This is a genomic window from Brevundimonas sp. (assembly GCF_041688735.1).
In the GTDB taxonomy this organism is placed as follows: Bacteria; Pseudomonadota; Alphaproteobacteria; order Caulobacterales; family Caulobacteraceae; genus Brevundimonas.
Genome location: NZ_JBDNHO010000105.1, coordinates 1 through 18,643 on the forward strand (window position 1 = coordinate 1; position 18,643 = coordinate 18,643).

At 68.7% G+C, this 18,643-nt stretch carries 18 protein-coding genes and 1 pseudogene; 15 read left to right on the forward strand and 4 right to left on the reverse strand.

The annotated features are described in order from the left end of the window. Positions 1 to 140, reverse strand: a pseudogene (locus tag ACESMO_RS11250) (transposase); the annotation flags it as partial. A 209-nt stretch (positions 141 to 349) separates the two neighbouring features. Here ACESMO_RS11250 and ACESMO_RS11255 point away from each other — a divergent pair. From ACESMO_RS11255 to ACESMO_RS11265, 3 genes are all read left to right on the forward strand, one after another. Next, complete coding sequence (locus ACESMO_RS11255; RefSeq protein ID WP_372708236.1) at positions 350 to 946, forward strand: methyltransferase; 597 nt, start codon at positions 350 to 352, stop codon at positions 944 to 946. A 72-nt stretch (positions 947 to 1,018) separates the two neighbouring features. Next, on the forward strand, positions 1,019 to 1,411 hold the full coding sequence (locus tag ACESMO_RS11260) for a hypothetical protein (protein WP_372708237.1): 393 nt from the start codon (positions 1,019 to 1,021) through the stop codon (positions 1,409 to 1,411). A gap of 79 nt (positions 1,412 to 1,490) precedes the next feature. Continuing rightward, entirely contained in the window at positions 1,491 to 2,339 is an 849-nt protein-coding gene (locus ACESMO_RS11265) for a neutral zinc metallopeptidase (RefSeq protein ID WP_372708264.1), read from the forward strand. A gap of 3 nt (positions 2,340 to 2,342) precedes the next feature. Here ACESMO_RS11265 and ACESMO_RS11270 read toward each other — a convergent pair whose 3' ends face one another. Then, positions 2,343 to 3,302, reverse strand: a complete 960-nt coding sequence (locus ACESMO_RS11270) for an aspartyl protease family protein (RefSeq protein WP_372708238.1) — start codon at positions 3,300 to 3,302, stop codon at positions 2,343 to 2,345. 248 nt (positions 3,303 to 3,550) lie between these two features. Continuing rightward, the gene (locus ACESMO_RS11275; RefSeq protein ID WP_372708239.1) at positions 3,551 to 4,372 is read right to left on the reverse strand and encodes an LD-carboxypeptidase; all 822 of its coding nucleotides are present in this window, start codon (positions 4,370 to 4,372) and stop codon (positions 3,551 to 3,553) included. Between the two features lie 83 nt (positions 4,373 to 4,455). Here ACESMO_RS11275 and murC point away from each other — a divergent pair, with 83 nt between their 5' ends. The 3 genes from murC to ACESMO_RS11290 all read left to right on the forward strand — a co-directional run bounded on the left by murC (position 4,456) and on the right by ACESMO_RS11290 (position 8,675). Beyond that, a complete protein-coding gene (gene murC / locus ACESMO_RS11280) occupies positions 4,456 to 5,865 on the forward strand; it encodes a UDP-N-acetylmuramate--L-alanine ligase (RefSeq protein ID WP_372708240.1) in 1,410 nt (469 codons plus the stop codon). Between the two features lie 89 nt (positions 5,866 to 5,954). Then, a complete protein-coding gene (locus tag ACESMO_RS11285) occupies positions 5,955 to 6,629 on the forward strand; it encodes a hypothetical protein (RefSeq protein ID WP_372708241.1) in 675 nt (224 codons plus the stop codon). A gap of 33 nt (positions 6,630 to 6,662) precedes the next feature. Continuing rightward, positions 6,663 to 8,675 (forward strand): TonB-dependent receptor, encoded by a 2,013-nt coding sequence (locus ACESMO_RS11290; RefSeq protein ID WP_372708242.1) that lies wholly within the window; start codon positions 6,663 to 6,665, stop codon positions 8,673 to 8,675. Between the two features lie 126 nt (positions 8,676 to 8,801). On the opposite strand, the gene ACESMO_RS11295 is transcribed toward ACESMO_RS11290, so the two are convergent. Next, a complete protein-coding gene (locus tag ACESMO_RS11295; RefSeq protein ID WP_372708243.1) occupies positions 8,802 to 10,010 on the reverse strand; it encodes an NAD(P)/FAD-dependent oxidoreductase in 1,209 nt (402 codons plus the stop codon). Positions 10,011 to 10,138: 128 nt separating this feature from the next. Between ACESMO_RS11295 and ACESMO_RS11300 the strand changes: the two genes are divergently transcribed. From ACESMO_RS11300 to zwf, 9 genes are all read left to right on the forward strand, one after another. After that, the gene (locus tag ACESMO_RS11300; RefSeq protein WP_372708244.1) at positions 10,139 to 10,450 is read left to right on the forward strand and encodes a YerC/YecD family TrpR-related protein; all 312 of its coding nucleotides are present in this window, start codon (positions 10,139 to 10,141) and stop codon (positions 10,448 to 10,450) included. 9 nt (positions 10,451 to 10,459) lie between these two features. Continuing rightward, positions 10,460 to 11,341, forward strand: a complete 882-nt coding sequence (gene hisG, locus ACESMO_RS11305; RefSeq protein ID WP_372708245.1) for an ATP phosphoribosyltransferase — start codon at positions 10,460 to 10,462, stop codon at positions 11,339 to 11,341. Next, a complete protein-coding gene (gene hisD / locus ACESMO_RS11310; RefSeq protein ID WP_372708246.1) occupies positions 11,341 to 12,663 on the forward strand; it encodes a histidinol dehydrogenase in 1,323 nt (440 codons plus the stop codon). The genes hisG and hisD overlap by 1 nt, the downstream gene beginning before the upstream one ends. Then, positions 12,660 to 14,096: an imidazoleglycerol-phosphate dehydratase HisB gene (gene hisB, locus ACESMO_RS11315; RefSeq protein ID WP_372708247.1), complete on the forward strand. Its 1,437-nt coding sequence runs from the start codon at positions 12,660 to 12,662 to the stop codon at positions 14,094 to 14,096. The genes hisD and hisB overlap by 4 nt, the downstream gene beginning before the upstream one ends. Further along, the gene (hisH, locus tag ACESMO_RS11320; protein ID WP_372708248.1) at positions 14,093 to 14,695 is read left to right on the forward strand and encodes an imidazole glycerol phosphate synthase subunit HisH; all 603 of its coding nucleotides are present in this window, start codon (positions 14,093 to 14,095) and stop codon (positions 14,693 to 14,695) included. The genes hisB and hisH overlap by 4 nt, the downstream gene beginning before the upstream one ends. After that, positions 14,692 to 15,423: a 1-(5-phosphoribosyl)-5-[(5-phosphoribosylamino)methylideneamino]imidazole-4-carboxamide isomerase gene (gene hisA / locus ACESMO_RS11325; RefSeq protein WP_372708249.1), complete on the forward strand. Its 732-nt coding sequence runs from the start codon at positions 14,692 to 14,694 to the stop codon at positions 15,421 to 15,423. Before hisH ends, hisA begins: the two co-directional genes overlap by 4 nt. Then, positions 15,420 to 16,187 carry an imidazole glycerol phosphate synthase subunit HisF gene (gene hisF / locus ACESMO_RS11330; protein ID WP_372708250.1) on the forward strand — a complete coding sequence of 256 codons (768 nt, stop codon included), beginning with the start codon at positions 15,420 to 15,422 and terminating at the stop codon, positions 16,185 to 16,187. The genes hisA and hisF overlap by 4 nt, the downstream gene beginning before the upstream one ends. 155 nt (positions 16,188 to 16,342) lie before the next feature. Beyond that, on the forward strand, positions 16,343 to 16,990 hold the full coding sequence (gene hisIE / locus ACESMO_RS11335) for a bifunctional phosphoribosyl-AMP cyclohydrolase/phosphoribosyl-ATP diphosphatase HisIE (RefSeq protein ID WP_372708251.1): 648 nt from the start codon (positions 16,343 to 16,345) through the stop codon (positions 16,988 to 16,990). Positions 16,991 to 17,004: 14 nt separating this feature from the next. Next, positions 17,005 to 18,465, forward strand: coding sequence for a glucose-6-phosphate dehydrogenase (gene zwf / locus ACESMO_RS11340; protein ID WP_372708252.1), 1,461 nt, complete (start codon positions 17,005 to 17,007; stop codon positions 18,463 to 18,465). The last annotated feature ends 178 nt before the right edge of the window (positions 18,466 to 18,643 follow it).

An 18,643-nucleotide genomic window follows, 5' to 3' on the forward strand; every position in this document is an offset into this window, starting at 1 on the left:
ACACCCCCGGCGAGGTGAGGCGCAGCATGTTTTTTTAGCCGCCCGGTAAGCCACATCATCTCGACATTGCGCCCGGCCTCGCGCTCCAGCCGCCGGCTCGACGAGATCAGGTTGATGTAGCCGTAGACGTAGATCTTCATGCACTTGCCATGCTGGAAGTTGCCTGCGTTGCACCGGGCGGTCCGGAGCAAGCCGCAAGGCGAGCGGGTGGAGGTGGCGGGGGCTATGGCGACGTGCTGAAGAGCGCGGCGTCGCGGTTGATATTGCTTCTGGGTGATCTGACCTGACCCGTATTCCCGATCCCGCCGCCTTCATCCTCGCCAACACCCGCCTCCAGCCCGTGCCGCACGTGCCGGAGATTTCCCTGTGGCTGGCCGACGAGATCACGCCCATCTGGCGTCTGACCGAAGAGGAACTCGGCGAGATGGGTCTGCCGCCGCCGTTCTGGGCCTTCGCATGGGCCGGCGGTCAGGGACTGGCCCGCTGGCTGCTGGACCATCCGACGGAGGTTCGGGGCAAACGGGTGCTCGACTTCGCGGCGGGGTCCGGCCTGGTCGGCGTTGCGGCGATGAAAGCCGGCGCGGCCTCGGTCCTCTGCGCCGACGTCGATCCCTTCTGCGGCGCGGCGGCGGCGCTGAACGCGGCGGCCAACGGGGTGACCCTGGCCTTCACCGCCGAGGACCTACTAGAGGGCCCGCCGCCAGAGGTGGACGTGATTTGCGCCGGCGACGTTTTCTACGAACAACCGATGTCGAGCCGCGTGCTCGACTGGCTGACCCTCGCCGCCGCGGGCAGGACCCGGGTCATCGTCGGCGATCCCCTGCGGACCTATTTCCCCAGGACGGGCTTCGAGCTTCTGGCCGAATACGTGGTGCCGACCACGCGAGAGCTGGAGGGCTCTGCCGTCAAGCGCACCCGGGTATGGACGCTGTCCAGGCGAGCCTGAAGGCCCGGTCCAGTGGCGCGAGATCGGCGGCTATGCTTGGAGCGCGCAGTATCCCGCGCCATCTTATGATTCATGACCGTCGCTCACGCCCTCGCAGTCGTCCTTCTGCTCCTCGCCGCGCCCGCGCAGGCCCGGGTTGCGCACGCTTGGCCGCCCAGCCGCGGCGCGCCTGTGTTCGACCAGAACCGCTATCAGGCTGATCAGCATCGCTATGAAATGGATCGCCTGCGCATCCAGGCGGATCAACGCGGGGCCTCCGCGCGCTGGCTGGAGACGGAAACCCGGCTGACCAGCCTGCGCCTACAGTCGGCGCGCCCGCCTGAGCCACTTCTGCCCCCGGCCGTCCTGCCCCTGCTTTCGACGGGAGAGGCGCGCGCGCTGCGCCGGGCCGCGACCGCGCGTCGTCAGGCTTCAACGACGTCCGTCGGTCAGATCGACGCCTGGCTTGACCGCGCGCCGCGCTGAGATCGCGTTCGTCCTGCATCCCTTCGACCCGAGCCGCGTTACGGCCTGGCTCGGATGGCATTGGCGAGGGACGGCGATCATGCGGTGGCAGGGCGGACGACGCGGCGGCAACATTGATGACAGGCGCGGCATGGGCGGCGGCGTGGCCGCGGGCGGCGGAATCGGCGTGCTGGTTCTGGCGGCCATCGGCTATTTCGTCTTCGGCATCGACCCCTCCACCACCCAGCAGGTCGCAAGCCAGTTCGGCGGCGTGGGTGCAAGCGAACGGGGCGCGCAAGGCTCGCCCCAGGACCAGGCCGGCGCCTTCGTCGACGTGATAGGCACGAATGTGGACGACGTCTGGAAGACCAAGCTGGAAGGCTATGAGCCGCCGACGGTTGTGATCTACGAACAAGGCACGAGCACGGGCTGCGGCTTCGGCCAATCGGCCATGGGTCCGTTCTATTGTCCGAGCGACAAGCGGGTCTATCTGGACCTGTCCTTCTGGCAGCAGCTGGAAACCGATCTGGGCGCCTCGAGCGCCGACTTCGCCCGCGCCTATGTGATCGCCCATGAATATGGACACCACGTCCAGACCCTGATGGGCACCTCGCAGCAGGTCCGGCAGGCCCAGCAACGGGCCGCGAGCGAGGCGGAGGCTAACCAGTATTCCGTGGCCCTGGAGCTTCAGGCCGACTGCTACGCCGGGGTCTGGGCCGCCAATGCCGCCGCCGTGTCGAACGGCGCGGTCGCGCTGGACGCGGGCGATCTGGAAGAGGGTATGAGGACCGCTGCGGCCATCGGTGACGACACCATGCAACGCCGCCAAGGCGGGCGCGTGGTGCCCGAGGGTTTTACCCACGGCTCATCTGCCCAGCGGATGGAATGGCTGCGACGCGGCTACGAGTCCGGCGATCCGGCGACCTGTGACACCTTCACTGCCCTGTAGGCCTCACGTCCCTCGACCGCCCACGGTGAGGTCCAGCGGACGCGAGACGTGCAGCGTCCCGCCGCCCAGGTCCAGCGCCGCGCGACGCCCGACGAAGGCGTCCATGCCCACCAGCGCGCCAGGGAAGTTGGGCAGGGGCGGCTGTTCAAACACACCGACCGGGACGCGGCGGTAAAGGTGATCGGCGAAGGTCACGGTGCGGGCCTCGATGATCAGCGCGCGCATGGCGCCGCCAAGGACCAGGCTGACGCCACTCTCCTGCGGTCGCCCGTCCAACAGGCCCGCATTGGTCGCCGTCTCCCGGTCGAGCGCCAGCAGGGACGAGGCGCCCGTGTCGACCACTGCGTCGACGTCCACGCCCTCGACAGTGACGGCCGCCACCATGGCCCCGCCCGCCAGATGCACGGTTGTGGGGGCCAGATCGGCGGGCCGGACAAAGGCGTCGCGGGCGACCAGCCGGACGTGACGCCGCGCCGGCTCCATCGCCAGGACGACTTGCTCCAGCAGGTCACGTCCGATGATCAGGGGAGTCTGCAGTCCTTCCGCCGAGGCCAAGGGCCCGAGGTCCAATATCGCCGCGCGCAGACGCGTTACCATCAGGCCGGGCAGATCGAGGTCCAGCGTCGTGCCCCGCCCCACCTGACTGCCGCCGCCGACGCCATAGGCGACCAGCGGAATGTCGAACAGGGCGCGGCCCTGCTCCGGCAGTTCAGCGGCGAACGCACGGTCGATGACTGAATACTGCGCCCCGCTGTCGATCAGGGCGACGATTTCGCGTCCGGCGATCCGGACCCTGACGGTCGGCACGCTGGCTCTTCGGGCGTAAGGCATCCAGGGCGTGGCGCGACCGTCCGCGAAGGCCAGCCGCGGCTCGGGCCAGATCAGGGTCTCGCGCGCCCACCACGCCGCCCCGCCGATGGCGGCCAGCCCTGCGACGCGGATCAGGAGGTTGCGGCGGTTCATGCAAGTCCATCATGGCGTGGCAGGCAGACCTTCGCCAGCGTCGCCGTCGTCGCGGTCGGCGATCGCCCACCGACGGCGGGACAGGCGATCCGGCCGACGCCCCCGACGTCGCCCGGATCGCCCCCGCGCACCCTCCCCCAAGGGCCCGCGTCGTCGGGATCGCGCCGAGGCAACCCACCGGGAACGATCTGGCGTGCCAAGGGCGAAGCTGTCGACAGCCTTCCCTGTCCACGCGAACGAACGCCGCTCTACCGTGGCCCGAAAGGCACGACCTTGTTGTCGCCGTCGTGACCGATGTCGGCCGGGCCGAGATAAGGAATCCCGGAGCGATCGCACCAGTAGCGAACGATCTCCTCAGGGGTCAGGCCGAAGTCGGGGTCGTTGGGCGTGACGTCCGTGACCCGCCCCAACCGGATGCCCGCGACGCGCCGCATCGACGACTGGCCCGTCAGGTGGAACATCATCCGGTCGACGCGATAGAGCGCTTCTGACACCTCTTCCAGCATAACCACGTGACCGGCCAAATCGGGCTCCAGCGCTGTGCCCATCAACTGGTCGAGGATGGTCAGGTTGAAGGCGACCGCCGGGCGCGGATCATTTGCCAGAGACGGTTCCAGCGAGGCCTCGTCGCCTTTCACCAACCAGTTGATCGCGCGTCGCGCCGTCTCGTCGCGGCGCACCGAATCGGAAGCCATCGGCCCGTGCGCCACATGCGGGAAGCCAGCCTTGTACAGGGCAGCTAACAGGGTGCCGGCGTCGGAAAAGCCCAGGTATCGCTTCTTGCGGGCCACGGATTCCAGTCTCGGCAGAACCGCCTCGGCGATGCGGCACGAGCCGTAGCCGCCGCGCGCGAACCAGACGGCGTCGATTCGGGGGTCGTTGGCGAACTCCACGAAGGCCCGGGCGCGGGTGGCGTCGTCGCCGCCGAAATGACCGTGCTTGGAAAAGCTGGCCGGATGAAACACCACCGAGACCGACCGGTCCGGATAGTGGGTCGCCATCCACGCCTCGACGGCGTCGGCGCGCGCGCGGCTGAAGCGGGAACTGACGTTGACGATGCCGATCTTCATGGGGATTGCGGCTGGCCTCCGGCGTCGCCCGTGCTAGTCAGGCCGCCGGACTTTCCCCGGTTTCGCCCTCCAAGATCAAGCCGATGCATCAGGATGACTATTTCTTCTGCGGCGTCGGCGGCTCCGGCATGCTGCCGCTGGCCATGATCGTCAAGGCGCAGGCCGGCCGGATCGAGGGTTCCGACCGCTCGCGCGACCAAGGCCGTACCCCCGAAAAATTCGCCTGGCTGGAGGCGCAGGGGGTCGCGCTGCACCCCCAGGACGGCTCGGGCGTAACCCGCGCCACCCAGATCGTGGTCGCCACGGGCGCGGTCGAGGAGACGGTGCCCGACATCGGCGCCGCCCGCCGCGTCGGGGCGAAGATCGTGACGCGGCCGGAGCTCCTCAGCGACCTGTTCAACGCCGCCCCGACCTCGATCGGCGTGGCGGGGACGAGCGGCAAGTCCACTATCACCGGCATGATCGCCTGGATCCTGCATCGCGCCGGGCGCGCGCCGACGGTGATGAACGGGGCGGTAATGAAGAATTTCGTCGACGCCGACCATCCTTTCGCCAGCGCCCTGATCGGCGGGCGCGATTTGTTCGTCTCCGAAGTGGATGAAAGCGACGGCTCCATCGCCCTCTACGATCCGACGGTGGCCGTGGTCTCCAACATCTCTCTGGATCACAAGTCGATGGAAGAGCTGCGCGACCTGTTCGGCGGCTTCACCGGCCGGGCGGCGACGGCCGTGCTAAATCTCGACAACGTCGAGACGGCGGCGCTGGCCCAGACTCTGCGCGCCGAAAAGGTCATCACCTTCGCCATGGGTGAGGCGTCGGCGACGCTGAACGCCCATGATCTCGAACCCCTGCCCACAGGCATGCGCTTCACCTTGACGGAAGTCGGCGGCGACCGTCACGACGTAGTCCTGAACGCACCGGGTGCCCACAACGTCGCCAATGCCTTGGCCGCGCTTGGGGCCGTCCGCGCCCTCGGCGTGCCGCTGGCCGAGGCCGTGGCCGCACTTGAGACCTTCGCGGGCATCCGCCGTCGAATGGAGGTGGTCGGGACCGCGAACGGCGTCAGCGTCATCGACGACTTCGCCCACAACCCCGACAAGATCGCCGCCACCCTGAAGACACTGCATGCCTTCGATGGCCGGCTGCTGATCCTGTTCCAACCTCACGGCTTCGGTCCGTTGAAGCTGATGAAATCTGAGTTTATCAAGGGTTTCGCCGGCCTGATGCGCGAAGACGACGTCCTGCTGATGCTTGAGCCGGTCTATCACGGAGGCACTACCGACCGCAGCGTCGGCAGTGAGGACATCGCCTCGGGTGTTCGCGCCGCGGGCGGCCAGGCGGAGGCTCTGGCGACGCGCGAGGCCTGTGGAGACCGTCTGATCGAATTGGCCCGACCCGGCGACCGGATCGTCGTCATGGGCGCGCGCGACGACACGCTGTCCGTGTTCGCGACGGCGCTTCTGGCTCGCCTCAATCATCAGCTTAAGAGCTGATATTCAAGACAATATCTTATAAGGTTCACACACGGAAAAGCTGCCGTTAAGTCCCTGCGGCCTAAGCCTCTCGCCGAGCGGGAGGGACCATGGCCAGAATCGGAGACTTCGCCAGTGCCGCTCCGCCGATCGGCCCGGACACGCCTGGGGCCGACGTCTTCGACCGGTTCCAGAACGAGCCCGACACCCTGGTCATCGCTATGGTCGATGAGAACCGCCGCCCTGTCGGCCTGATCGAGCGCAACGCCTTCACCCTGAAGATGGCCGCCGAATACGGTCGCGCCCTGTACGCCCGGCGACCCGCCTCCACCTTCATGGACCCACCCCGCATGCTGGACTCGGACGCGGACGCCGAGCTGCTGTTCCAGAGTGTGGACGCCGCCAATCTTGGCGCGCTTCTGAACGGCTTCGTCGTCACCTCCAAAGGGCGCTATGTCGGCGTGGGCGCCGGGATCCACGTGCTTCAGGCGGGCAGCTCCATTCATCGCCGCCGCGCCGACGCCATGAGTGACCTGACGCGCGACCTGGCCCGCGCCGAGGCCGAGGCCAGGGCCTCCAGCCGCACCATTCGCGGGCTGACCGGCGAGGCCGCGCGCATCCCCATCCTCGCCCTGACCGCCAATGCCGATCCCCGCGACGAGGTCGAATATCTGGCTGCGGGTATGGACGGGGTGGCGCAGAAGCCGATCCAGCCCGACGTCCTGGTGAACGCCATCCGCCGGGTTCTCAGCCGCGACATGACCGCCATCCACCGCGCTGCTTGACCACGCGAGGTCCGGCCGGGCTATAAGCCCACGATGTTTCAAGCCATCCCTCCGCCCCAGTTGCCTGACGTCGTCGTGACCGGCGCCCGTCTGCCGCCGGTCGCCGGGGAGGCTGCCTTCTCGTCGGTCCGCCTGACCCAGGGCGACCTCCGTGCGCAGCAGCGGCTGGACGAGGCGCTGGCGACCGTCCCGGCGGTTTCGCTATTCCGGCGCAACTCCAGCCTGTCGGCCAATCCGACGACCCAAGGGATCAGCGTGCGCGCCATCGCGCCCTCCGGGGCCGGGCGGACGCTTGTCACTTTGGACGGCGTTCCCCTGAACGATCCCTTCGGTGGCTGGGTGATTTGGTCGCAGGTTCCGACCGAGAGCCTGTCGGGACTGGACGTCATCCGGGGTTCCGGAGCGGGGCCTTATGGCGCAGGAGCGTTGACCGGCGTGATCAGCCTGCGCGAGCGCGACGACGGCGCGGTGGTGGACGCTTCGGTTTCCGAGCGCAGTGGAGGTCGGCTTGCGGGCGCGGGCTCGACGATGCTCGGCCCGGTCAGGCTGGTCGCGTCAGGGCTTTACGAAACGTCTGACGGCTATGTGCCCGTGCGAGCGGGGGCAGGCGCCGCCGACGCGCCGCTGGACCTCGAGGTCCGCAGCGTGACCTTGCGGGCCGATGTTCCCCTGGCCGCTGCGGCCGTGTCGCTCCGTGCCTCAGCCTTCGAGGAGGATCGGGGTTCCGGCTTGGCGGGCGCGCGCTCGACCGCCAGTGGCTCGAGCCTGTCCACGACGGTTGCGGCCCAGCCAACCGGAGATCGCCCCGGTTGGCGTTTGCAGGCCTGGCGGCGCGAGAGTGATCTGGCCAACAGTTCAGTCGCTGTCTCGGCTGACCGCGCCACGACCACCCCCGCCAACGACCAGTTCGAGACTCCGGCGACCGGCTGGGGCGTCAACGCCGCCCTGCGCCGCGCCAGCGTATCGGGCATCGGTCGGACGGAATGGGAAATCGGGGCCGACGCCCGATTCAGCGAGGGCGAAACACGCGAACGCTTCCGTTTCATTACCGGGGCATTCACACGCGCCCGCGTCGCCGGGGGCGAGACCTCGGTGGCCGGGGCCTATGCCGAGGGGTCTTCCGTAATCGGCCCGTGGCTGTTCGCCGCCGGCATGCGTCTGGATCAGTGGCGCAATGAGAGCGGTCGCCGGCTGGAAAGCAACCTCGCCACCGGCGCGCCGACGCTGGACGAGCGGGATCCAGACCGGTCGGGCGAGGTGGTCAGCGCCCGTTTCGCCGCCCGCCGCGAGGTCGGGTCCGGGCAGGCGCTGCGAGTGGCCGCCTATACCGGCTTCCGCCCCGCGACGCTAAACGAACTGCACCGACCCTTCCGCGTCGGCAACGACCTCACCGAGGCCAATGCGGCGCTGGAACCGGAACGGTTGACCGGCGTCGAGGCGGGCTGGGCCTGGACCGGGTCGCGCGCCTCCGCGACCGCCACCGCCTTCTGGACCGAGGTCGAGCAAGCGATCGTCAACGTCACCGTCGGTGCCGGTCCGGGCGTCTTTCCCCGCGCGGGGTTCGTCCCGGCCGGGGGCGTCCTGCGCCAGCGCAGGAACGCAGGCACCATCGAAGGGACGGGCGTGGAGATCGACGGCCGGTTCGAGCTGACCGAGGTCCTTTCGCTGCGCGCCGCCGTGTCGGCCACCGACGCGCGGCTGGACGGCGGAGACAGGGCTCCGCAACTGACCGGCCTGCGTCCGGCCCAGGCCCCGATCTGGAGCGCCACGGCGGGTCTCGGCTGGCGGGCGACGCAGCGGCTGACCCTGGCCGCCGATCTGCGCTGGGAGAGCCGCCGGTTCGACGACGACCTGAACAGCCGGGTGCTGGACGCGGCCCTGACGACCGACCTTCGTGCCGACTGGGCGATCACGCCGTCGACGGCCCTGTGGCTGGCCGCCGACAACCTGCTTGATGAGGAGGTCGAGGTTTCGGAGACGGCGACCGGCGTCGCCGGTCTTGGACCGCCGCGGACCTTCAGCCTTGGCATCAGAATGTCGCGCTGACCGATCCTCGAACAGGATTGCAGAGCGTTCGCAGAAATTAGCGATGGACCAGCACGGAGTCTGATCGGTTGAGGAGGAATCGCTACGTGATTTCACCGACGCCGTAAATCAGGCTCCACTATAATGCTATACCGCCGCCAACGCCTTCATCGTCACGCCGAGGTCGGCCAGCTTTTCCGCATCCACGGGCGCGCCGCTGACGATCATCTGTCGTCCGGCCATGAACTCCGGCGCCGCGTTGACCGCCTCCACGCAAACGATCCGGTCCCCGGTCAGATGAAAGACGGCGAAGGTTCCGGCGGCGGGATCGCCTCGAACGACCTGCCGGTCCGCCCCGTCGGGCAACCCCGCGATCTGAAGCTTGAGATCGTACTGATCCGACCAGAACCACGGCGCTTCCGGCGTCGGCGGCGCGCGTCCGACGATGGCCGCCGCCGCCTGTTTGGCCTGTTCCAGCGCGTTGGGGACGCTTTCCAGCCGATGCCTCCGCCCGCCGTGAACCGGGACAGGACGGTTCGTGGCGTCGCCGATCGCGAAGATCGCCGGATCGGACGTGCGCGCGGTTTCGTCAACGACGATTCCGTCGCCGCACTCCAGTCCCGCCGCCCGCGCCAGGTCGTCGCTGGCCAGGGCACCCACGCCAACCAACACCACATCAGCCGCGATCAGCCGCCCGTCGGCCAGTCGAACGCCCGCGTCCTCGAACCCCGTCACCTCCGCCGAGGTCAGGATTTCGACGCCCCTCGCCCGGTGCTGGTGGGTGAAGAAGGTCGAGAGGGTCTCCGACGCCACGCGCGCCAGCACCCGGTCCATGCGCTCGATTACAATGACATCGGCGCCCAGCGCCCGTGCCGACGCCGCCGCTTCCAGCCCGACGTATCCGCCGCCGACCACCGCCAATCGCTTGCCGGGTCCAAGCGCCGCCCTGAGCCGTTCGGCGTCCGCCAGTGTCCGCAACTCGAGCAGGTCCGCCCGATCCGCGCCCGGAAGGGTCAGCTTGCGCGCGGTCGAGCCGGTGGCCAGGATCAATGCGTCATAGCCCTCCGTCGTCCCGTCGGCGAAGGTGACGGTCCTCGCGGTCCTGTCGATGGCGGTCGCCGTCGCGCCGAGGCGCAGGTCGATGTCCTGCTCGACGTAGAAGCTCCCGGGCCGCAGCAGCAGATCCTCCAGATCCGCCTCTCCCTTCAACCACGCCTTCGACAGGGGTGGCCTCTGATACGGCGGCGCGAGCTCCGCGCCGGCCAGAACGATCGGACCCTCATGTCCGTATTGCCGCAGCAACGCCGCGACCGTTCCGCCTGCGTGTCCCGCGCCGATAATCAGAACCTTGGTCATGGGATAGAAAGTAAAGGGGTGAGGGGCGAGGGTCGAGGGGTGAGTGGTCGCCGACGGTCGCCGCGGGCACGCTCGCCTTCTCATCCCCCTCTCTTGACTGTGCCACTGTTACAGCATAGTGGAACGTCATGACCGACGCCCTTCCACGCAACGCCGCCGCGACGGCCCGTAGTCGTCTGGCCCTTTACGACGCCCTGCTGTCGCTGAAGACCCGCGATGAGGTTGACGCCTTCCTGGCCGATTTGTGCACGCCTGCGGAGCTTCGCGCCTTCGCCGAGCGTTGGCAGGTCGCTCGCCTGCTCGACGCGGGCGGCAAATCCTACCGAGAAATCGCCGCCGAGGCCCAGGCCAGCCCGACCACGGTCGTGCGGGTCGCCCGGTTCCTGAAAGAGATGCCGCATCAGGGCTATCGCCTCGTCCTCGACCGCATCAAAGCCTGAGTCAGAAACATGAGTACCGTCCAGGGTCGGCTTCGCATCGCCGTCCAGAAATCCGGCCGTCTGTCCGACCGCAGCCTCGATCTGGTGCGGGACGCGGGCCTGCGCGTGGTCAAGGGCAACAATGACCTGCTGTACCGGGTCGAGAACTACCCCATCGACCTGCTCCGCGTTCGTGACGACGACATCCCGACCTTTGTGGCGGACGGCGTCTGCGACCTCGGCATCGTCGGCGAGAACGTGTTGGAGGAGGGTCGCAACGGCGGCGCGAACGCCGAGGTCATCATGCCGCTGGGCTTTGGTCGCTGCACCCTGAAGCTGGCGGTGCCGCCGACGCTCGATTACGCGGGTCCCGCGTCGCTGGAAGGCCTGCGGATCGCGACCTCCTATCCGAAAATCCTGCGCCGTTTCCTCGACGAGCAGGGGGTCGCCGCCGACATCGTCACCATGCGAGGCGCGGTCGAGGTCGCCCCGCGACTGAAGCTGGCCTCCGCCATATGCGACCTGGTCTCGACCGGCGCGACGCTGGAAGCCAACGGCCTGATCGCCATGGAGACCGTGCTGGAAAGCCAGGCCGTGCTGATCAAGTCGCCGGTCGCGCCGGAACCGCAGCTCCAGCACCTGCTGGACAGTATCATCGAACGGATGGCCGGGGTCGTGTCTTCGCAGGGTGCCAAATACGTGATGCTGAACGCGCCCCGCTCGGCTCTGGCTCAGATCACCGCCATCCTGCCCGGCGCCGGTTCGCCGACCGTCATGCCCCTGTCCGGCCGCGACGACGCGGTGGCCGTCCACGCCGTCTGCCAGGAAGCCGTCTTCTGGGAAACGCTGGAGAAGCTGAAGGCCGCCGGCGCCTCGGCCATCCTGGTCCTCCCCATCGAGAAGATGATGTGATGCCCAGCCTGGATTGGAAAGTCATCGACTGGTCCTCCCTGGACGCCCTGGGCCGCCGCGCGGCCTTGGCGCGCCCCACGCGCCGCAGCGACCGGGCCGTGGTCGACGTGGTCCGGCAGATCTTCGACGACGTACGGGCGCGCGGCGGCCAAGCGGTCTCCGACTGGTCCGTCAAGCTGGACGGAGCGCCTCCTCGCCGCATCGCCATCACGGCTGGCGTCGTGGACGCCGCCCGCAAGCGATTGCCGCCCGCCGACACCCGCGCCATCCGCATCGCCGCCGAGAACGTCCGCTTGTTTCACCAGCTGACGATTCCCCAGGACTCCGAGCCGATTGAGACCACACCGGGCGTGATCTCGAAGCTGATGTGGCGTCCCATCAGTACGGCGGGGCTCTATGTTCCCGGCGGCACGGCGCCGCTGTTCTCGTCCCTGCTAATGCTTGCCATTCCGGCCCAGGTCGCGGGCGTCGGCGCGCGCGTAGTCGTGACGCCGCCGCGGCGCGACGGGGACGCCCACCCGGCCATGATCGTGGCGGCGGGCGAGGCCGGGCTGGACGCGCTCTGGCTGGTCGGCGGGGCGCAGGCCATCGCGGCCCTGACCTTCGGTGCCACGCTCGAGGACGGCGAGATCGCGCCTTGCGACAAGCTGTTCGGCCCAGGCAACGCCTGGGTCGCCGAGGCCAAACGCCTCGCTGTCTCCCTGCCCGGCGGGCCGTCGGCGGACATGCCCGCCGGACCATCGGAACTGCTGGTCATCGCCGACCTGGACGCCGAACCGGAGATCGTCGCCGCCGACCTGCTCAGCCAGGCCGAACACGACGCCGACGCCCAGGTCATTCTGGTCTCGGACAGTACCGCCGCCATTACCGAAATCCTCGCCGAGGTCGCGCGCCAGCTCGAAACCCTGCCCCGCGCCGAAATCGCTCGTGCCTCGCTGTCGCAGGCCAGGGCCATCAAGGTGCGGTCGATGGCCGACGCCTGCGAGGTCTCGAACCTCTACGGCCCCGAACACCTCTCGCTCCAGACCGAGGACGCCGCCGGCCTGGTCCCTTCGATCCGCGCGGCGGGCGCCGTCTTCGTGGGCCGTTGGGCGGCCGAGACTCTGGGAGACTATGCCGCCGGCCCCAGCCACGTCCTGCCCACCGACGGCGGCGCGCGGACGCTAGGCGGCATCACGACGAGCAGCTTCATGACCTCGATGTCCGTCCAGACCGTGACCGAGGCCGGGGCGCGCCAGCTCGCGCCCGTCGCCGCCCGTCTCGCCCGGCTGGAAGGGCTGGAAGCCCACGCCCGCGCCGCCGATCTGAGGACCGGAGAATGAAAAACCTCCCCGCCCCGTTCGCGCCGCTCGTCACGGGTGGCGAAGGCCTCGACCTCTATCCCGCCGAGCCGCGCGCGCTGGCCGCCCGAATGGGCGAGGTCCACGGTGTCGCCGCCGACCGGGTCCTGCCCGTGCGTGGCCTGACCCACGGGCTTGAGCTGGTCTTCCGGCTCGCCGCGCGGGAAGGGCTGTTCGTGGAGGCGCCCGACGCCGAACCCTACCGGGCGCTCGCCGCCCTCTATGCGCCGCCTGCGCCCGGCGCGGAGCGCGCCGCCGTTATCCTGCGCGCGCTGGGCTCGCCCGAGGCCGTGGCGGAGATGGCGGAACGGATTGCGCCCGCGCTGCTGGTCGTCGACGAGGGACTGGCCGAGTTCAGCGACTCAGCCTCCGCCGCGACCGTCATCGAGGCCCACGCCAATCTGGTGGTGTTGCGCAGCCTGTCGCTGGCCTATGGACTGGCCGGGGCGCGTGTCGGAGCGGCGCTGGCGCAACCGGCCACGCTGGCGCGTCTGGCCTCGGTGCTGGAACCCTACGCCCTGCCGGAAGTCTCTGTCCGTCTGGCCTTGCAGGCGCTGGATCCGTCGCGGCTCATGGAGACGGCGCAGCGCCTTGCCGTGGTGGGGTCGGAACGCGCACGGCTGTCAAAGGCCCTGTCCCGCGAAATGGTCGTCGAGCATGGCTTCGGCCCCATCCTGATGGCTCGACCCGCTGATCCGGACGCCGCCGTGGCCGCGCTCGCCCGCCTCGGCATCGCTGGGGACCGGGCGGGAGATCGCCTGCGTTTGCCGGTGTCTGCCAATGTCGAAGTCAACGACCGCCTGCTGGCCGCGCTGGGCCTCGCCGCGACCCCCACCCGCGCACACCGGACTGGCCAGGCCGTGCGCGACACCAAAGAGACCCGCATCGTCTGCGCCGTCGATCTCGACGCAACCGGACCTGTCTCCATCCACACCGGAGTCGGCTTCTTCGATCACATGCTGGAGCAGATCGCGGCCCACGGCGGCTTCTCGCTGCGCCTGTCCTGCGAGGGCGACCTGCACACCGATCCGCACCACACTATAGAGGACTCGGCCATCGCCCTCGGTCAGGCGCTGAAACAGGCGTTGGGCGAGCGCAAGGGCATCACCCGCTATGGCTTCGTCCTGCCGATGGACGAAGCCAAAGCCAGCGTGTCCATCGACCTGTCCGGCCGCCCCTATCCGGTGTTCGAGGGCACGTTCTCGACCCCCTTCATCGGCGACTACCGCACCGATCTGACCGCCCACGTCTTCCGTTCGCTGGCCGAACATCTGGGTGCCGCGATCCACGTCTCCGTCACCGGCGACGACGATCACCACAAGACGGAAGCCGTTTACAAGGCCTTCGGGCGCGCCCTGCGCCAGGCCATCAAGGTCGAGGGCGACGTGGTGCCGTCGACCAAGGGCGTGCTGTGATTACAGTCACGGTCCTGTCCTACGGCATCGGCAACGTCGCGTCGGTCCAGTTCGCGCTGGAACGGCTGGGCGCGACCGTGCGTCTGACCGCCGACCCGGCCGAGATCGTTGGGGCCGAACGGTTGATCCTGCCCGGCGTTGGCGCGGCGGCCTATGCCATGGCTCGGCTGGAGGCGCTGGGACTGGTGGAGCCGATCCGCGCCTTCAGGCGGCCCCTGCTCGGCGTCTGCCTCGGCCAACAGCTTCTGTTCGAGCGCAGCGAGGAGGGGGGTGGCGTCGACATGCTGGGCTTCATTCCCGGAACCGTGCGCCATCTTGACGTCCGACCCGACCTGCCCGTGCCGCACATGGGCTGGAGCAGGCTCGGTCATCTGAAGCCCGACCCGCTGCTCGAGGGCATCGAAGACGGGAGCTATGCCTATTTCGTCCATAGCTTCGTCTGTCCCGACGGCGACGCCACCCTGGCCTGCGCGGACTATGGCACCCGCGTCCCGGCGGTGGTCCGTCGCGGCAATCGCTGGGGCTGTCAGTTTCACCCCGAACGCTCGGCCGAGGCCGGCGCCCGCATCCTGAAGAATTTCCTGGAGCTTTCGGCGTGATCGTCTATCCGGCCATCGATCTGAGAGACGGCGTCTGCGTGCGGTTGATGCACGGCCGGTTCGACCAGGTGACACGTTACGACGACCATCCCGCCGCCCGTCTGGCCGCCTTCGCCGCATCGGGTGCGATCTGGGCGCACATCGTCGATCTGGACGGGGCCGAGACCGGGCGGGCGGTGCAGCACGCGCTCATCGGCGAACTGGCCAAGGCGGTCGATATCCGCATCCAGTCCGGCGGCGGCGTCCGCTCGGCCGACGACGTGGCGGCGCTGATCGACGCGGGCGTGGCGCGGGTGGTGGTCGGCTCCCTGGCCGTGTCCCAGCCCGAAACGGTCGCTGACTGGTTGCGTCGCTTCGGCCCTGACCGCATCACGCTCGCCATAGACGTCAAGGCCGACGGCGACCGGTGGGTGCCTGCCCTGAAGGGCTGGACGCAGGCGGCCGAGCTGGACCTGTGGGCCGCGCTGGATCGCTATCCAGTCGGCCTGGCCCGGCACCTGCTGGTCACCGACGTCGGCCGTGACGGGGCGCTAACGGGTCCCAACATCGACCTGCTCGGCGAGATCGTCCGCCGGCGACCGGACCTGAAGGTCCAGGCCTCCGGTGGGGTGTCCGCGCTCGACGACCTGAAGGCCGCCGCCGCAATCGGGTGCGACGGTGCCATCGTCGGCCGCGCTATCTACGAAGGCCGGTTCACGGTCGAGGACGCCGTGGCCACGACGTCATGACCGCCCGGCGCATCATTCCCTGCCTCGACGTGAAGGACGGGCGCGTCGTCAAGGGCGTCCGATTCGAGGACCATTCGGACATGGGCGACGCCGCCGAACTGGCCGCCCGTTATCGCGATCAGGGCGCCGACGAACTGGTCTTCTACGACATCACCGCCAGCCCCGAGGGTCGCACCCTCGACTATGGCTGGGTCAAGGACATCGGCCGCCTGCTCGACATCCCGTTCAGCGTCGCGGGCGGTATACGCAGCGTGGATCAGGCCGCCCGCTGCCTCGACCACGGCGCTGACAAGGTCTCGATCAACTCCCCCGCGCTGGAACGACCCGAGCTGATCGGCGAGATGGCCGCCCGCCTGGGTAGCCAGTGCGTGGTCGTCGGGGTGGACTCGAAGCGCTCGGGCGACGACTGGCTGGTACACCAGTATACGGGCGATCCGACCGCCAGCCGCGGCGCCGGTCGCCGCACCCTCGACTGGATCGTCGAGGCGCAGGGCCTCGGCGCGGGAGAGATCGTTCTCAACTGCATGGACGAGGATGGCGTGCGCAACGGCTATGACATCGCCCAGCTCGCCGCCGCCCGTTCGCGCCTGACCATTCCGCTGGTGGCGTCCGGCGGCGCGGGGGCGCCGTCGCACTTCCTCGACGTGTTCGAACAGGCTGACGTCTCCGGCGCCCTGGCCGCCAGTGTGTTTCACACCGGGACCCAGACCATTCCCGATCTCAAGGCATTCTTGTCGGATGCCGGGCAGGAGATGAGACTGTGATCGAGACCAACAAATCCTCCCCCATCGGTTGTGGAGGAAGGATCGGTGAAGCCGACCCGACGACGGGAACGCGGAGCGGTGGAGGGGGCTCGCCCCGAAAGCCGGCGTCTGGATCAGGCCCCCTCCACCATCCTTCGGATGGCTCCCCTCCCCCGATGAGGGAGGATTTCGATCCCTCCACCCTCGATTTCGACAAGTCCGGCGGCCTCGTGCCCGTCGCGGTTCAGGACGCGGCGACCCTGCAGGTGCTGACGCTCGCCTATATGGACCGCGCCGCGCTGGACGAGACGATCGCGTCCGGCGAGGCCACCTTCTTCTCCCGCTCGCGCGGCACCCGCTGGCGCAAGGGCGAGACCTCGGGCGACCGGCTGCACGTCGTCTCGATCACGCCGGACTGCGACATGGACTCGCTGGTCCTCAAGGTCCGGCCCGTCGGCAACGCCTGCCATCTGAACCGCATCAGCTGTTTCGGCGACGACGACGCGCCGGGCCTGGGTCGCATCGCCCGCCTCGAAGCCACCATCGCCGAACGCGCCGCCGCCGATCCCTCGGAAAGCTGGACCGCGCGCTTGCTGGCCGAGGGTCCCAAACGCGCCGCGCAGAAAGTTGGAGAAGAGGGCGTCGAGACCGCTCTGGCCGGTGCCGCGGGTCCCGATGGGGAACTCGCATCGGAGGCCGCGGATTTGGTCTATCACCTGCTGGTGCTACTGCGCGCGCGTAACATGGTGTTTCAGGACGTCCTCGACGTCTTGGCTCAGCGGGCGGAAACGGCCAAACAACCCGAAGGTCCAGCCGGGACCTGAACGAAGGAGAGCGCATGGCGGCCCTGGTGCTGTTCGGCGGCGGGGGTGACCTCGCCATGCGGATGCTTCTGCCCTCGCTCTATTTTCTTGAGCACGACGGGCTTTTGCCCGACGGCCTGAAGATCATAGGCGCTGCCCGCTCGGACGAGAGCCGCGACGACTACGTTGCCAAGGTCCGCGCCTCGGTGGAGGGCAAGGCGAAGGCCGACGACGCCTGGACCGAAGCGGCCTGGAAACGCATGGAGGCCCGGCTCGACTATGTGGCCGTCGACGCCACCAGCGCGGAAAGCCTGAAGCCGTTGAAGGACAAGGTCGGCGCCGGCACCTGTACCAGTTTCCTGGCCGTCTCGCCCTCGCTCTACGCCCGCATCGTCACCGCCATGCGCGCGGCGGGTCTGGCCGAGGCCGGCGATCGGGTCGTGCTGGAAAAGCCGGTTGGCCGCGATCTCGAAAGTTTCCGTGAGATCGACGACGCGGTGGCCGACGCCTTCTCCGAGAACCAGGTCTTCCGCATCGATCACTATCTCGGCAAGGAAACGGTTCAGAACCTGATCGCGCTTCGGTTTGGCAACACCATCTTCGAACCGCTGTGGAACAGCCTCTCGATCGACCACGTCCAGATCACGGTCGGCGAGACCGTGGGGGTCGGCGACCGTTGGCCCTATTACGACGAGTACGGCGCCCTGCGGGACATGCTGCAGAACCACGTGCTCCAGCTGCTTTGCCTCGTGGCCATGGAACCGCCCTCCGATCTCGATCCGGACTCGGTCCGCAACGAGAAGGTCAAGGTCATCCGCTCCCTCCGTCCGATCACGGCGCACGAGGCCGAGCGCGTCACGGTACGCGGTCAGTATGTCGCCGGCCTGTCCGACGGTGCCTCGGTGGAAGGCTACCAGACCGAGCGCGGCCAGCCGTCGGACACCGAGACCTTCGTCGCCGTGCGCGTCGACATCGACAACTGGCGCTGGGCCGGGACGCCCTTCTTCCTGCGCACGGGCAAGCGGCTGGCGGAGAAGCGGACCGAAATCGTTATCCAGTTCAAGCCGGTGCCGCACTCTATTTTCGACCACGGCGAGCGCGGCCATATCGCGGCCAACCGGCTGATCATCGCGCTACAACCCGAGGAGGACATCTCCCTGTCGGTGATGAACAAGAAGCCCGGCCTCGATCAGCGCATGCAACTTCAGCCGATCCAGATGTCCCTGTCCTGGGGCCAGGACGACAAGGGCGCCAAGCCGCCGCGTCGCCGCGTCGCCTATGAGCGATTGCTGCTCGACGCCCTGAACGGCGACTCCACCCTGTTCGTCCGCCGCGACGAGGCGGAACAGGCGTGGAAATGGATCGACGAGGTCTCCGAGGCCTGGGAAGGCGCGGCCTTCAAGCCCAAGGACTATGTGGCCGGGACATGGGGACCGCAGGAGGCGGGGTATTTGCTGTCCCGCACCGGCCGCCAATGGAACTCCGTCGATGCATAGGGTTCACCCAAACCTTTCGTCATCCTCCGGCGCGAAGCGACCGGGGGACCTCGTGGCGCGCGCGAGCGCGAACCTGTCGCGGACTGCCTGCCTGAACAGATCGCCTTCAGCGCCGCTGGGTCCCCCGGTCTCTGCGTCGCTTCGCCGGAGGATGACGAAAGAGATGGCGTTGGGACTT

Bases quoted from the DNA above. Each gene is read 5' to 3' on its own strand.
- ACESMO_RS11260 (WP_372708237.1), top strand. From the start codon at position 1,019: ATGACCGTCGCTCACGCCCTCGCAGTCGTCCTTCTGCTCCTCGCCGCG.
- ACESMO_RS11265 (WP_372708264.1), top strand. From the start codon at position 1,491: ATGCGGTGGCAGGGCGGACGACGCGGCGGCAACATTGATGACAGGCGC.
- ACESMO_RS11270 (WP_372708238.1), bottom strand. From the start codon at position 3,302: ATGAACCGCCGCAACCTCCTGATCCGCGTCGCAGGGCTGGCCGCCATC.
- ACESMO_RS11275 (WP_372708239.1), bottom strand. From the start codon at position 4,372: ATGAAGATCGGCATCGTCAACGTCAGTTCCCGCTTCAGCCGCGCGCGC.
- murC (WP_372708240.1), top strand. From the start codon at position 4,456: ATGCATCAGGATGACTATTTCTTCTGCGGCGTCGGCGGCTCCGGCATG.
- ACESMO_RS11285 (WP_372708241.1), top strand. From the start codon at position 5,955: ATGGCCAGAATCGGAGACTTCGCCAGTGCCGCTCCGCCGATCGGCCCG.
- ACESMO_RS11290 (WP_372708242.1), top strand. From the start codon at position 6,663: ATGTTTCAAGCCATCCCTCCGCCCCAGTTGCCTGACGTCGTCGTGACC.
- ACESMO_RS11295 (WP_372708243.1), bottom strand. From the start codon at position 10,010: ATGACCAAGGTTCTGATTATCGGCGCGGGACACGCAGGCGGAACGGTC.
- ACESMO_RS11300 (WP_372708244.1), top strand. From the start codon at position 10,139: ATGACCGACGCCCTTCCACGCAACGCCGCCGCGACGGCCCGTAGTCGT.
- hisG (WP_372708245.1), top strand. From the start codon at position 10,460: ATGAGTACCGTCCAGGGTCGGCTTCGCATCGCCGTCCAGAAATCCGGC.
- hisD (WP_372708246.1), top strand. From the start codon at position 11,341: ATGCCCAGCCTGGATTGGAAAGTCATCGACTGGTCCTCCCTGGACGCC.
- hisB (WP_372708247.1), top strand. From the start codon at position 12,660: ATGAAAAACCTCCCCGCCCCGTTCGCGCCGCTCGTCACGGGTGGCGAA.
- hisF (WP_372708250.1), top strand. From the start codon at position 15,420: ATGACCGCCCGGCGCATCATTCCCTGCCTCGACGTGAAGGACGGGCGC.
- hisIE (WP_372708251.1), top strand. From the start codon at position 16,343: ATGAGGGAGGATTTCGATCCCTCCACCCTCGATTTCGACAAGTCCGGC.
- zwf (WP_372708252.1), top strand. From the start codon at position 17,005: ATGGCGGCCCTGGTGCTGTTCGGCGGCGGGGGTGACCTCGCCATGCGG.